Raw genomic sequence first — 14,667 nt, 5'->3', positions numbered from 1 at the left:
ATTGAGTGAATTACTAAAGTTTAAAAATGTTACAAAAAAGTATGATACAACGACCATTTTGAATGATATTGATTTAGAAATCGAATCAGGACATTTTTATACCATTTTAGGACCATCAGGTTGTGGTAAAACGACAATGTTGAAGTTGATTGCTGGCTTTGAAACCCCCGATGCAGGAGAAGTGATTTATTTAGGGAAAAACATTAATCAACTTCCAGCGAATCAACGTCAAGTGAACACAGTTTTCCAAGACTATGCGTTGTTTCCACATTTGAACGTCTATGATAACGTTGCATTTGGATTGAAGTTAAAAAAGATGAAAAAAGATCAAATCGAGAAAAAAGTGATAGAAGCGTTAAAGCTCGTTAAATTAGAAGACTATATGTACAGTGAGATTCATGCGTTAAGTGGGGGCCAAAAGCAACGTATTGCAATGGCACGGGCAATTGTCAATGAACCTGAAATCTTGTTATTAGATGAGTCTTTATCGGCGCTCGATTTAAAGTTACGTACTGAGATGCAATATGAGTTGCGCGAATTACAATCACGCTTAGGCATTACGTTCGTATTCGTTACACATGATCAGGAGGAAGCCCTTGCTTTGAGTGACTTTATTTTTGTCATGCGCGCAGGTAAAATCGAACAGTTTGGAACGCCGCTTGATATTTATGATGAGCCGGTCAATCGCTTCGTAGCAGACTTTATTGGCGAGTCGAACATTGTTGAGGGAACGATGATCAAAGACTATGTGGTGAACATTTACGGCCAAGATTTTGACTGTGTTGATAAAGATATTCCACCTCAAACTTTAGTTGATGTTGTCATTCGCCCAGAAGATATTACACTCGTACCGGAAGAACAAGGGCTATTTAAAGCGACTGTGACGAGCTCGTTATTTAGAGGCGTGCATTATGAGATGATTTGTGAAGATCGCAAAGGCTATGAGTGGATGATTCAGTCAACGAAAAACGCAGAGATTGGTACACGCGTAGGTTTAGACTTTGAACCTGAAGCGATTCATATCATGGTACCGGGTGAAACAGAAGAAGAGTTCGACAAACGTATTGAAGGTTATGGAGATTTGAACCATGAAACATATTAATCGTTGGCTCGCTATACCGTATTTACTTTGGATGGTTTTCTTCATTGTCATTCCAGTCATATTACTTTGTTACTTTTCATTTGTTGACGATCATGGGCACTTCACATTGATGAATTACGAACAGTTTTTCTCTGTCCGTTATATGAGAATGCTATTTGAATCTATTGTTTATGCGACGTTAATTACGCTGATATGTTTATTAGTAAGTTATCCCGCAGCTTACTTCAGTCATCAATCTCGTCACGCCGCGTCTTGGTTGTTGGTGATGATTATTCCAACATGGATGAATTTACTACTTAAGACATATGCATTCATTGGGATTTTCAGTCATGATGGTCTTATCAATAAAATCTTGATAGCTTTAAACATTCCATCTCAATCGATTTTATTTACTGCACCTGCATTTATTTTTGTAGCGGCGTATATTTATATTCCATTCATGTTGTTGCCAATATACAACAGTATGAAAGATATCCCAAACCAGCTGTTTTTCGCAGCACAAGATTTAGGGGCGAATACGTTTACTGTCATTCGTAAAGTGTTGCTTCCTTTAACGGCGGAAGGGGTCAAAACAGGGATTCAAGTCACATTTATTCCTGCGTTGTCACTCTTCATGATTACGAGACTGATCGCTGGTAACAAAGTCATCAATATTGGTACAGCGATTGAAGAGCAATTTTTAGTCATTCAAAACTTTGGAATGGGTTCGACAATTGCGCTCTTCTTAGTGTTGTTCATGGCATTGGTTATGATTTTAACACGCAGTAAGCATAAGGGAGGCGCTTCAAAATGAGATGGTATGGAAAGTTTTATTTAATTGCAATGTTAGTTGTACTGTACTTGCCTATTTTCTTTTTAATGCTGTACTCGTTTAATAGTGCAGGCAATATGGTGCAGTTTGAAGGGTTTACTTGGGAACATTATCAAACGTTATTCGACAACAAACGTTTACTTCAAGTTGTGTTCAACACGATTGCGGTGGCGTTATTAGCAGCTGGTATTGCGACGATCATTGGGATATTCGGTGCGTTGTTATTGTATCAATTGCGTAATCAAACCGTTAAAATTTCGTTATTAACGTTAAATAATGTGCTCATGGTATCATCAGATGTTGTGATCGGTGCGTCATTTTTAATTATGTTTACTGCACTAGGACATTTTACAGGATTTGGATTAGGTTTTACGTCTGTTCTCATCTCACATATCGCGTTTTGTATTCCAATCGTGGTCATTATCGTATTGCCAAAGTTATATGAAATGAACGATTCGATTATGAATGCAGCACGAGATTTAGGAGCATCAGAGTTTCAATTGTTAAGTAAAGTTGTGATTCCATACATTATGCCGGGAATTATCGGTGGCTTTTTCATGGCATTAACGTACTCATTAGATGATTTTACAGTAAGTTTCTTCGTTACCGGAAATGGTTTCAGTGTGTTATCTGTAGAAGTTTATTCTATGGCACGTCGTGGTATTAGTATGGAAATCAATGCGATCTCTACCATTTTGTTTACGTTAATTATGCTCGGTTTATTGATTTATCAAATCATTCAACGTCAAAAACAAAAAATTCAATCCAATAAAAGAGGTGTGTCATTATGAAACAATTAATACAGCTCGTTGGTGGTGCACTGCTATTGGGTTTAATTAGTTTAGGTGTCGGGTATTGGATTAATCATGACGGTATAGGTGGCAAACAACAAGAGAAGCTTTACGTCTACAACTGGGGAGAATACATTGACCCTGAGTTGTTAGACCAATTTGAAGAAGAAACGGGTATTAAAGTCGTCTATGAAACATTTGATTCAAACGAGGCGATGGAAGCAAAAATTCGAAATGGCGGCACACATTATGACGTCGCATTTCCGAGTGACTATACCATTGAAAAGATGAAAAAAGAACATTTATTACGACCGCTCGATCATAAAAAGATTCCTAATATGAAGCACCTCGATCCGTATTATATGAATCAACCGTTCGATCGTAAAAATGAATATTCGATGCCATACTTTTTTGGTACGGTGGGGATTTTATATGATAAAGAAAAATATGAAGATATTGATTTCAACAGCTGGAATGCTTTGAAAGATCCAAGACTTAAAAATGATGTGCTCTTAGTCGATGGTGCACGTGAAATTATGGGTATTTCATTGAATAGTTTAGGGTATAGTTTAAATGATAAAAACCCTGAACATCTCAAGCAAGCGGAACAGCATCTGAAAACCTTTGCGCCAAACATTCGTGGTGTCGTAGGGGATGAGATTCAAATGATGCTTGAACAACATGAAGCGAGTGCCGCTGTCATTTGGAGTGGATCGGCAGCCCCTGTTTTCCATGAAGATGAACGCTTTGATTATGTCGTTCCGAAAGAAGGTTCCAATTTGTGGTTTGATAATATGGTCATTCCTAAAACAGCACAAAATGTGGAGGGCGCGCACAAGTTTATTAATTTCTTGTTAGACCCAGAAGTGAATAAACAAAATACCGAATGGGTAGAATACGCAACACCTAATGAAACAGCGAGAAAGCAATTACCAGAAGAGATTCGCGATGATAAACGTGTATACCCGACACGTGAAGAACAACAAAGATTAGAGGTTTATCATGATTTAGGACCAGATGTTTTAAGCGAATACAACGAACGTTTTCTTAATTTTAAAATGGCGCTTTAACTGCGAATGTAGTGATTTCGCCAAAGTTTAGTTATAATGAGGAGAGTAAGATAAATATGAGGAGTGAAAGCATGACGGGAGAAACATATACACATATTAGTCGTCCTGTAAATCGACTCGCCGAAAAAATATTAGGTTGGTTGAGTTGGCTATTGCTGCTAGGTACTACTGTAGTCGCGATGTTTTTTGGCTTAGTTTTGTTTAGTAATGAAAGTTCAATTCAAAGTTTAGAAAACAGTATTGCTAATAACGCGACATTACAAGAGTTATTAACCAACAATAATATGAATGCGACACAGTTTGTTATCATGTTACAAAACGGTGTATGGGCATTTATCGTATATTTAATCATATGTCTGTTGATTTCATTCCTAGCGTTGATTTCAATGAATCATCGTATCGTATCAGGTTTGTTATTTTTGCTTGTAGCAATCGTGACTTTACCGTTATTCTTTATTTTAGTACCACTCTTCTTCTTTATCATTGCGCTCATGATGTTCGTTCGAAAAGAGAAGTATGAAGCGGTGCCGACGTATTACGATGAGGGTTACTCGTATGGACCATATGCGACTCATGAACCACAAGACTATCAACAACATGAGACGTATCGTGAACCTGTTGCATACACAGAAAATGAACGTCAATCAAATGAATCATATCAAACTTATGAAGAAACACCAGCTTATGATTCTTCGGTAGTCAATGACGATGAACCAGAAGTGTTATCTCGCTCTGCTAAATACCATCAAAAATCACAAAAGCATCGAGAGGTTTCACAAGCAGATGATATGGCAGATGAAGCGGACGATACATTAGTGTATGACAGTCGAGCGATGTCAAGAAATGTCGAGCAACGTCAACATGATGATGAACTGTCGACAGATACTGATATAGAAGATGAGGCGGCATCGATGTCTAGAGCGGAAATGAAACAACAGCGTAAAGAAGAAAAGAAAGCGCGTAAAGCATACGAAAAAGAACAACGTAAGCTTCGACCAAGTGCTTCCTCACAACGACGTCAAAATTATGATGATCGGATGAAATTACAACAAGACCGTTCAAAAAGTGATTCACAAGTAGATAAGGATCAATAATATCAAAAAAAGCGGATAGGTCACTTGATGTGATACACACGGCGACACGCACTTTGAGTGGAGTCAGACATGTATGACATGAAAGATTGCCTATCCGCTTTGTTATGTCATATTATTTTATAGATAGATACACATATAAATTTAAAGTGATAAATTTAGTGAAAAAAATTAAAGTATGGTTTATTTTAATTAAAACAGGTAATATACTAATCAAGGAGGGTTTTTAGATGACAAATCAATATACGTATAATCAACAACAGCATAATCAAATGCATTCAAACGATTTGAACGGGACACAAAAACCGTTTAAACGCACAGTTGAAAAAGTATTAACTTGGGTTGGAATTGTGTTACATATTGTTTGGATTTTGCTTTTAGTAGGTTTGGTAAAAGTAATTCAGACACCTGAATTCCAACAAGAAATTCAAGCAACAGGTCAAGATATTGCACAGATAGAGAATTTAGGGTCAAGTACATTTTTATTAGCATTAATTCCGCTTGTATTCGCGATTGTTGCAGTGTTTATCTTTAAAAAGAACATTTTAGCTGGGATTCTGTTAATTTTAGCAGCTGCGACAGGTTTGTTTTTAACGATGAGCTTAATTTCAGCAGTATTATGGTTGATTGCCGGTATTATGCTAATCGTGCGTAAACCGAAACGTCAAGATACTGTGATGTACGATGCGCATAACAATAATGCAAATGATGCCGACCGTCAACGTGGCACAACTACGGATCCTTACGTTTATGGTAACGACACAACAAAATCAGTGCGTGATGAACATGAGCCAAATTTTAACCGAGAAAATCACGACGAAGAACGCAATGGTTTTGAACAAAATATTAAAGACGATACAACAGATTTAAAAAAAGATTTGAACGATAGTAAAGGCGATACAGAAGACCGTCTGCGTTAATCATTCGAAATCTCAAGTATGTTTAGGTATTATCCTAGAATACTTGAGATTTTTTATTTTTGAGATATTGTGTTGCAACGTTATTTTGTTTTCATAAATTTAAGTACGAAAATAAGACGTAAGGGGATTTGAAAATAAAAATGGAAAAAGGGTGGGACATAGAAAGCTTTAGCCGTAATCCAATTCATAGATTGATGATTCATTAATGACTTTAAAGCAGTGGAAAATGAGGGGAAATAGGATACAAAAAATGATGCTAATGCTTTCTAGTTTTCATACTCTTACCCTCAGTTTTGCTGTAATTGATATCAAATTGTCCAGAAGGATGAGGCGCCTAAGGGAATGCGTGCATACTGCTGGTAGTGACAGCTTCTCTTTAATAGTGGTTACTACCAGCAGTAGCTGTTTGACTTCTCAATGGCATACGCTTTTGAGAAGTCGAGTCAGCCGTGCGGGGGCAGTACGACGAAATCTTTATTGTACATGAGATTTCTGAACTGCTCCAAAATTCATTAACGTCTTAACAAATGTAACAGTTTAATCGAGCCGAGTTGAAGGGGCAGCCCCTAAGAAAGAAGCCATGAGGGCAATCATAAACACAATTTGTGGAAGAGGGCAAGTTTAACAAGAATATTGCATCAATAACATCAAAATTTTTGTGTCCTATACCTACAAATTTTGGTGTTATTGATAAAATTTTAATAATTGCTCAAACGTGTCTTCTAAAAAGGCAATGAATTTACGATCTGATTTTAAATGTTCAGATTGTGGCGTGATAGCACGAGCTACAAAAAATTCCCCTTTTTTCACATTTTTTGCACGCGTGATACCTGCTTCAATCTCTTCTTGGGACATGTCTTGAATACGTGATTTCGTCGGTTGCATATGGTCTAACGAAATTTGGAAGTCTTCAGGCAAGTTGAGTAATGTATCTAACTTTTGCTCGAACACTTTTACGTCCTCCGCTTTGTTTGGATCCTCGTGCATTACACCATACATTACAAATAAATGGTCTTCAAATAAGCCGATTTGGAAATGAGGCATCATTTTATAACCGCGTTTATTTGTAGCAAATGCCACCCATGTGTCTTTAGGGGGGTTCACTTTACGACGTGCATGTTTCGCCACGTGCGCATAAAACGTTTCACCTGTTACTGTTTCTAGGTAATCTGCAAAATAGTCACCTAAAGCGTTCAATTGAGGACGGATTTGCTTTTCGAGCCCTGCCATTCGTGCGTCAAGTCCTTCAATTTGAAAAACTTTGAAATCTTTTGGTTTAAATATGTATTTCGTCATGGATTGACCTCCTTATCGTATGTCTATGAAATTACTTTTATTGTAGCATATTACAGTCGTTTGAACATTTAAATTGAATCAAATTAGTGTATAATAAATGCAATAGGAGTGAGGCAAATGCATTTATATGATTATGCGAAAAGTCTAGTATTAGAAGCGGGGAATAATGTTCGAAAATGGATGGTGGAAGACCTCGCTATAGAAGAAAAATCAAATCCAAATGATCTTGTTACGAATGTAGATAAAGCGATTGAACAATTCATCGTACAACAAATTCAAGAAAGTTATCCGCACCATCGTATTATCGGTGAAGAAGGGCACGGCCATGATATTGAGTCGACTGAAGGTGTCGTTTGGGTCATTGATCCCATCGATGGCACGCTTAATTTCATTCATCAAGGCGAGAATTTTGCGATTTCTGTAGGTATTTTTAAAGATGGCAAGCCCTATGCTGGATTTGTTTATGATGTAATGGCTGATTTATTGTATCATGCTAAAGTAGGTCACGGCGCTTACATTAATCAAAATGCAATTCCACAACTAGAGGGTACGCAAGTTCGTGAAAGTATTATCGGTATGAATCCGAACTGGTTAACGAAACCGATTTTAAGTTCGATTTTACAGCCGATTATTAGTGACTCGAGAAGTGCACGTGCATATGGTTCAGCTGCATTAGAAATTGTTTATGTTGCGACTGGTCAACTTGCGGCGTATTTAACACCACGATTACAGCCTTGGGATTATGCAGGTGGTATGATTATTTTAAATGAAGTCGGTGGTGTGGCAACTAACTTTGCCGGAGAGCCGTTATCAATCACAGCGCCAAACTCTATTTTAATGGGGAATGCGCAAGTCCACGAAGAAATTAGACGTGACTATCTTCAAGGTTATGATCATTGTTAACCGCTTTACAACAAAAGTTTAAACGCAAATAAACATTGAGCTATCACAATTAAAATGATTTGAATACATACATCGCTACAAAGATATTCAATGCGTAGCGGTGTTTTTTATTGATAAAAGGGTAATGGGCATAGTCACATAAAAAAGATAGTGCCAATGATTGTTCATCAAGCACTATCTATGTAAAAGTTTATCATTCCATCACTAAGCCCATGATGTGGCATGCGTGTTGTGATACGAAGCGATGTGTAAATTTCAGTTATAACCAATCATTTTCACGATATTTCTTTTTTAATGTAAAGCCAACACCAAAAGTAACGACCATTAAGATAAACATAATAATCATCCAAAAAATGTTCGTTGCAGCAACGGCAAAGCTAAACATTGTTAAAAAGAATACAGCGATGATTGCAAGGATTAAAAAAATGGATTGAGATTTTTTCATTATCAGCCCACCTCACTGTTTCTTCATTCCATTTCTATGATATAATAAACGAGTTGTAAAAGAAAGTGATAATTTACCCGAGAAAGGAATTACAGTATGACAAAATTTAGAGAAGATGTTCGTAACATTGCGATTATCGCTCACGTAGACCATGGTAAAACAACTTTGGTTGATGAATTATTAAAACAATCCGGTATTTTTAGAGAAAATGAACGTGTAGAAGAACGTGCGATGGACTCAAATGATTTGGAGAGAGAACGTGGTATTACAATTTTAGCGAAAAATACTGCGGTTGACTATAAAGATACGAGAATCAATATTTTAGATACGCCAGGGCACGCTGACTTTGGTGGAGAAGTAGAGCGTATAATGAAAATGGTAGATGGTGTTGTATTAGTGGTTGACGCTTATGAGGGGACAATGCCACAAACACGTTTCGTATTGAAAAAAGCGTTAGAGCAAAATTTAAAACCTGTTGTCGTTGTGAATAAAATTGATAAACCTTCAGCCCGTCCGGAAGGGGTTGTCGATGAAGTTTTAGATTTATTTATTGAATTAGACGCCAATGATGAACAACTTGATTTCCCTGTAGTGTATGCTTCGGCGATTAACGGTACAGCGAGCTTAGATCCAGAGAAACAAGATGAAAACATGCAAAGTCTATACGAAACGATTTTAGAGTATGTGCCAGCGCCAGTAGACAACAGAGATGAACCATTACAATTCCAACCTGCATTATTAGACTATAACGATTATGTAGGACGTATCGGTATCGGTCGTATTTTCAGAGGAACGATGCGTGTCGGTGAAAGTGTGTCATTAATTAAATTAGATGGCACTGTGAAAAATTTCCGTGTAACGAAAATATTCGGTTATTTCGGTCTGAAACGTGAAGAAATCCAAGAAGCTTATGCTGGAGACCTTATTGCAGTATCGGGTATGGAAGACATTAACGTCGGTGAAACGATAACACCACAAGATCATCAAGAAGCGTTACCAGTATTACGTATTGATGAACCAACACTTGAAATGACATTTAGAGTTAATAATTCACCTTTTGCTGGTCGTGAAGGACAATTTGTCACTGCACGTCAAATTCAAGAACGTCTTGATAATCAATTAGAAACAGACGTGTCCTTAAAAGTGACGCCAACTGATTCACCAGATGCATGGACAGTTGCCGGTCGTGGAGAGTTACACTTATCTATTTTAATTGAAAATATGCGTCGTGAAGGTTTTGAATTACAAGTTTCGAAACCACAAGTTATTTTAAAAGACATTGATGGTGTTTTACATGAACCATTTGAACGGGTACAAACTGAAGTACCAGAAGAATATGCTGGTGCAATTATTGAATCTTTAGGTCAACGTAAAGGTGAAATGGTCGACATGGTAACGACAGACAATGGCTTAACACGCCTTATCTTTAACGTCCCTGCACGTGGCTTAATCGGTTATACGACAGAATTTATGTCAATGACACGTGGTTACGGTATTATCAACCATACATTTGATGAATTTAGACCACGCATTAAAGGACGTATCGGTGGCCGTCGTAACGGTGTACTTGTCTCAATGGACCAAGGTTCAGCGAGTGAATATGCGATTTTAGGACTTGAGGACCGCGGTATCAACTTTATGGAACCAGGAACTGAAGTATACGAAGGCATGATTGTTGGACAAAACAACCGTGAAAATGATTTAACAGTGAATATTACAAAAGTTAAACATCAAACAAACGTGCGTTCAGCGACGAAAGACCAAACTGAAACGATGAAAAAGCCACGTAAATTATCATTAGAAGAAGCATTAGAATTCATTAATGATGATGAGCTTGTGGAAGTAACGCCTGAAAATGTACGTTTAAGAAAGAAAATCTTAAATAAAGGGCAACGTGAAAAAGAAGCAAAACGTATCAAACAAATGATGGAATCTGAAGAAAATTAATTTAATTCGTCATTGAATCATATTTTGAAAGAGCTTGGAGAGTGAAAATCTTCAGGCTCTTTTTTAATTTTTTGGAGGCAGTGCACATTTTTGAATGGTAGTCAATGCTGATCACTTTTCTCTTAAACAGACCGTAAGCCATCGAGGAAAGGGGTATACGCTCATTTACTATAAACCAATAAATGTCTGTGACGACGTAGTTTTTACCTATATAAACTGTAATTTTTATACTAGCATTACGTATAAGTTGATTTTATAATCAAACTCTCAAGCTATTTAAACTATAAAAGTAATTATAGGGTTTCTCGAATTTAAAAGGTATATTAATTAGTCTTATTTCAAAGTAATTTTATTTTTAAGCCAATTATTTTGTTTTCCTCAGGCGATGTATTAAAATGAAGGCAGTTAATGAATAGGAGGGAAATACAGTGAACACAAAGTATGAAAAATTATTTGAAACACTTGAATTACCCAACGGAACAACATTAAGAAACCGTTTCGTTTTAGCACCTATGACACATACATTATCTAATGACGATGGGACTGCCTCAGATGTGGAATTAGACTATATGGAATCTCGCTCAAAAGATGTCGGTTTAGCGATTACAGCAGCAACATATGTGAATGAAGAGGGGAAAGCATTTCCAGGTGAACCATCTATTTCTAAAGAGGAAGATCTTGAAGGTTTAAGTGAACTTGCAAGAAGAATGAAAAAAGGTGGCGCAAAAGCAATCGTTCAAATCCATCACGGTGGTGCGAAAAGCTTACCTGAATGGGTACCTAATGGTGACGTTAAAGCGCCAAGTGCTGTTTCAACTGTAGGTTTCGGTCATACAGAACCACATGATGCGCGTGAAATTACAGCTGAAGAAATTGAACAAATGATTAAAGATTTCGGTAAAGCGACATCACTTGCAATTAAAGCTGGATTTGATGGTGTCGAAATTCACGGGGCAAACCACTACATTATCGAACAATTTCAATCACCATACTACAACCGCCGCGATGACAAATGGAAAGAATTATTCTCTTTACCAAATGCGGTGGCAGATGAAGTGTTACGTGTAGCCAGAGAAGAAGGACCACAAGACTTTATTGTCGGTTACCGTTTCTCACCTGAAGAAGCAGAAGATCCAGGTATTACAATGGATAACACTGAAAAATTAATCAAACACTTAATCGAAAAACCACTTGATTATTTACACGTGTCATTAATGAATGTGCATTCCGTTGTACGTCGTGGTGAACACGAAGGTAAAAAACGTGTAGATTTAATTCTTGATTGGATGGAAGACCGTATGCCACTCATCGCAATCGGTTCAGTATTCTCAGCAGATGACGCATTAAGTGCCATCGAAACAGGCGTACCTTTAATTGCGATGGGCCGTGGTTTATTATTTGATGAAAATCTTATTAGTAAAACAAAAGAAGGTAGAGAAGACGAAATCATTTCTTACTTCGACCCAGAAAAAGCAGATCATCACAACATGCCATATTTATTATGGAAAGCATTTGCTGATAAATGGTATCCATATCCAGAAAAACCAAATGCATAATCTGAGTTAAACGATATAAAAAGGGCGAATCGCTTCCACGTCTTAAACGGTCAAGCCATTCGCCTTTTTCTTATGCTTGACAAACAAAAACCGGGGCATCTTAAGTCCATGCCCCGGTTCATATTAAGCTTCATCATGATAAGAAGTCGCGTCCTTTTTATCATGGGTAGTCAAGATAGGTGGACGTTGCTTCGGTGTATCAAGACGGCTCTTACATTCATCGCACATAAACGTTTTAATGGGATTATTTTTCAAACGTTTCGCTAATCGTGTATTTTCATCTAACAAAACTTCAGTGTCACATATGATGCAAGTGACTTTACGCATTTAGAACACCTCTATATGTGTAACGTGCTCGAAAACATAGTCATAACCGTCTTCTAACGTATAAACAAAACTGTCTACACCATCATCGTGATAGAGACGTTTGCCATCTTTAGCGAATTGGAAGAAAAGATAAGGCAACAGGTCGAATGGCACATCGATATGCGCTTCATCGTTAGACAGCCTGATCGTTGTCACGTTTTCATATGGTTCTGCATTTTTGAAAAAAGGTGTCATATTAATCGCAAAAGAACCTTGTAATACAACACGTTTTTTATAATCAATTTCAGAATTTAAAGTAGGTGGATTCGTTTGACCTTCTAATATGGCACGATTCCATTCTCTGTTGTCCTCAAATTCAATCGGCTTTTGTCCTTCAAAAATACCTTTTTCTAAATCCTCAAGTGAAATTTTTCGATCGTCAAAAATCCAAGTCGTACTATCGAGTGTAATTGGAAATTTAACGTCACCTTTGATTTGAATCATTTGTATGCACTCCCTCAGTTTAGCTACGTTTATTTTAACATACTTGTCCCAGAGCGTATGCCAAATTTACTTGCTTTTTAACAGTCGATGAGATAAACTTTTTACATAAGAAGAAAATTAATAGGGGGACTATGTCATGAGCAAGCAACAACAAATGAGCAATGCTGCATATGACCAACTGAATAAAGACGCAGATCGTATTCTACAACTCATTAAAGTTCAAATAGATAATCTTACACTACCACAATGCCCTTTATACGAGGAAGTTTTAGATACACAGATGTATGGTTTACAAAAAGAAGTCGACTTTGCAGTAAATCTTGGACTTGTTAGCGAAGAAGATGGCAAAAAGTTAATGTTACGTTTAGAGAAAGAATTATCAAAATTACACGAAGCATTTACTCGCGTTTAATGGTTGCTATCTAACATACAATAGCACGTTTTTTCGACGTCTAAGTGCGAGAATTGGATGATTGACACATATGAATAATATGAAAAGACTATTTCGGTATATTTTGAGATCTTCTAAATATATCGATTTTCCATTATTAATCACATATCTTGCACTCTGCTTTATTGGTTTGACCATGGTTTATAGTGCAAGTATGGTCGCAGCAACAAGAGGCACACTCACAGGTGGTATTCCTGTTGCAGGTACATATTTTTATACGAGACAACTCATATACGTCATCGTTGGTTTTTTTATTGTGTTTTTTATGGCGTATATTATGGACGTACGCATTTTAAAGCAGCGTAATATTCAACTTGGGATGATGGCGATCATGCTCGGTTTGCTTTTTGCGACACTATTATTTGGTAGTGAGATTAACGGTTCACGAAGCTGGTTAAAGTTAGGATTTATGAACTTGCAAGCTTCTGAACTTTTAAAAATTGCTATCATACTCTACGTACCATATATAATAGAAAGAAAGCATTACGAAATTCAGCGACAACCGATCGTTATTTTGTGGCCGATTGCATTTGTCGGTTTTTGTCTTGGCCTTGTCTTACTACAAAAAGACGTCGGTCAAACATTGTTGATAGGCGGTATATTTTTTAGTATTATCGTTTACTCTGGTATAGGTGTCAAAAACTTGATTAAAATCGGCTCTTACGCGATGTTAGCGTTAATTGTCGTAATTTTAATTATTGTCATTTTCCGCATTAATATTTTACCATCATATTTAACAGCACGTTTTAGCGCATTGGAAAACCCATTTAATTTTGAGTCTGGTATTGGTTACCATTTATCGAATTCGTTACTCGCTATCGGTAATGGAGGACTGTTTGGACGTGGATTGGGCAACAGTATTATGAAACTCGGATACTTACCTGAACCGCATACAGACTTCATTTTTGCGATTATTAGTGAAGAGCTTGGTTTTGTGGGGGCTTTCATCGTGTTAGGTATGATTTTCTTTATCGTCTATCGTGCTTTCGAATTGGCTTCCCGTACAGCGTCATATTTTTACAAATTGGTATGTGTTGGTATTGCGAGTTATATTGCATTACAAACTTTTGTCAATTTAGGTGGTATTTCAGGCTTAATCCCATTAACAGGTGTACCGCTCCCATTTATTAGTTTTGGGGGTTCATCGATGTTAAGTTTAAGTATCGCGATGGGACTACTACTCATTATTGCTAAGCAAATTAAATATGATGATGCGAAACAACGCTACATGAAAAAACAACAAGCTAAAATGAGACGTTATTAACAAATAGATGGCGTGTGTATGACGGATACTTGTGATGCACCAAAAGCTAATTTCTATACTTTATATAGAAGTTAGCTTTTTTCTCAGTGCGCCCGGCATGGGTAACATCTTGACGGTGAAAGTCCGTTACAGGCTTGGTAGTAGGAACTGTTAGCGAAAGACAAGGGTGTCCATTGCGAAGTGGAATCTGAAGGAAGTCGGACGCAAACA

The 14,667-nt window shown here is 37.1% G+C and carries 14 protein-coding genes and 1 pseudogene; 11 read left to right on the top strand and 4 right to left on the bottom strand.

Annotated elements, in window-relative coordinates; genetic code table 11:
• Position 1 precedes the first annotated feature (1 nt).
• The 6 genes from BJK46_RS11375 (at position 2) to BJK46_RS11350 (ending at position 5,785) form a co-directional block, all read left to right on the top strand.
• Complete coding sequence (locus BJK46_RS11375; protein ID WP_014614243.1) at positions 2 to 1,102, top strand: ABC transporter ATP-binding protein; 1,101 nt, start codon at positions 2 to 4, stop codon at positions 1,100 to 1,102.
• Positions 1,089 to 1,895, top strand: coding sequence for an ABC transporter permease (locus tag BJK46_RS11370; RefSeq protein ID WP_103263584.1), 807 nt, complete (start codon positions 1,089 to 1,091; stop codon positions 1,893 to 1,895). The genes BJK46_RS11375 and BJK46_RS11370 overlap by 14 nt, the downstream gene beginning before the upstream one ends.
• A complete protein-coding gene (locus BJK46_RS11365; protein WP_103263583.1) occupies positions 1,892 to 2,704 on the top strand; it encodes an ABC transporter permease in 813 nt (270 codons plus the stop codon). The genes BJK46_RS11370 and BJK46_RS11365 overlap by 4 nt, the downstream gene beginning before the upstream one ends.
• The gene (locus BJK46_RS11360; RefSeq protein WP_015728959.1) at positions 2,701 to 3,774 is read left to right on the top strand and encodes an ABC transporter substrate-binding protein; all 1,074 of its coding nucleotides are present in this window, start codon (positions 2,701 to 2,703) and stop codon (positions 3,772 to 3,774) included. Before BJK46_RS11365 ends, BJK46_RS11360 begins: the two co-directional genes overlap by 4 nt.
• Before the next feature lie 71 nt (positions 3,775 to 3,845).
• Positions 3,846 to 4,868 carry a lipoteichoic acid stability factor AuxB gene (auxB, locus tag BJK46_RS11355; protein ID WP_020220276.1) on the top strand — a complete coding sequence of 341 codons (1,023 nt, stop codon included), beginning with the start codon at positions 3,846 to 3,848 and terminating at the stop codon, positions 4,866 to 4,868.
• Between the two features lie 227 nt (positions 4,869 to 5,095).
• Complete coding sequence (locus BJK46_RS11350) at positions 5,096 to 5,785, top strand: DUF4064 domain-containing protein (protein ID WP_099986545.1); 690 nt, start codon at positions 5,096 to 5,098, stop codon at positions 5,783 to 5,785.
• 684 nt (positions 5,786 to 6,469) lie between these two features.
• Here the strand turns inward: BJK46_RS11350 and BJK46_RS11345 are convergent.
• Positions 6,470 to 7,081 carry a YktB family protein gene (locus BJK46_RS11345; protein ID WP_099992141.1) on the bottom strand — a complete coding sequence of 204 codons (612 nt, stop codon included), beginning with the start codon at positions 7,079 to 7,081 and terminating at the stop codon, positions 6,470 to 6,472.
• A gap of 117 nt (positions 7,082 to 7,198) precedes the next feature.
• Between BJK46_RS11345 and BJK46_RS11340 the strand changes: the two are divergent.
• A pseudogene (locus BJK46_RS11340) lies at positions 7,199 to 8,016 on the top strand (inositol monophosphatase family protein).
• A gap of 227 nt (positions 8,017 to 8,243) precedes the next feature.
• On the opposite strand, the gene BJK46_RS11335 reads toward BJK46_RS11340, so the two are convergent.
• Entirely contained in the window at positions 8,244 to 8,435 is a 192-nt protein-coding gene (locus BJK46_RS11335) for a DUF5325 family protein (protein WP_225549974.1), read from the bottom strand.
• Between the two features lie 90 nt (positions 8,436 to 8,525).
• Here BJK46_RS11335 and typA point away from each other — a divergent pair, with 90 nt between their 5' ends.
• Positions 8,526 to 10,376 carry a translational GTPase TypA gene (gene typA, locus BJK46_RS11330; protein WP_014614234.1) on the top strand — a complete coding sequence of 617 codons (1,851 nt, stop codon included), beginning with the start codon at positions 8,526 to 8,528 and terminating at the stop codon, positions 10,374 to 10,376.
• Between the two features lie 428 nt (positions 10,377 to 10,804).
• Positions 10,805 to 11,932, top strand: coding sequence for an NADH-dependent flavin oxidoreductase (locus BJK46_RS11325; RefSeq protein ID WP_063278778.1), 1,128 nt, complete (start codon positions 10,805 to 10,807; stop codon positions 11,930 to 11,932).
• Positions 11,933 to 12,055: 123 nt separating this feature from the next.
• Here the strand turns inward: BJK46_RS11325 and BJK46_RS11320 are convergent, their stop codons facing one another.
• Positions 12,056 to 12,259: a DUF2197 domain-containing protein gene (locus BJK46_RS11320; RefSeq protein WP_014614232.1), complete on the bottom strand. Its 204-nt coding sequence runs from the start codon at positions 12,257 to 12,259 to the stop codon at positions 12,056 to 12,058.
• Positions 12,260 to 12,742, bottom strand: a complete 483-nt coding sequence (locus BJK46_RS11315; protein WP_103263660.1) for a hypothetical protein — start codon at positions 12,740 to 12,742, stop codon at positions 12,260 to 12,262.
• Positions 12,743 to 12,878: 136 nt separating this feature from the next.
• On the opposite strand from BJK46_RS11315, the gene BJK46_RS11310 reads away from it, so the two are divergent.
• The gene (locus BJK46_RS11310) at positions 12,879 to 13,154 is read left to right on the top strand and encodes an Fpa/YlaN family protein (protein WP_014614230.1); all 276 of its coding nucleotides are present in this window, start codon (positions 12,879 to 12,881) and stop codon (positions 13,152 to 13,154) included.
• Between the two features lie 70 nt (positions 13,155 to 13,224).
• On the top strand, positions 13,225 to 14,457 hold the full coding sequence (gene ftsW, locus BJK46_RS11305; protein WP_014614229.1) for a cell division peptidoglycan polymerase FtsW: 1,233 nt from the start codon (positions 13,225 to 13,227) through the stop codon (positions 14,455 to 14,457).
• Positions 14,458 to 14,667 lie beyond the last annotated feature (210 nt).

It is taken from the genome of Staphylococcus pseudintermedius (assembly GCF_001792775.2).
Lineage (GTDB): Bacteria > Bacillota > Bacilli > Staphylococcales > Staphylococcaceae > Staphylococcus > Staphylococcus pseudintermedius.
Note: the sequence above shows the minus strand (reverse complement) of the source record. Positions and strands in the feature narration are given on the sequence as shown.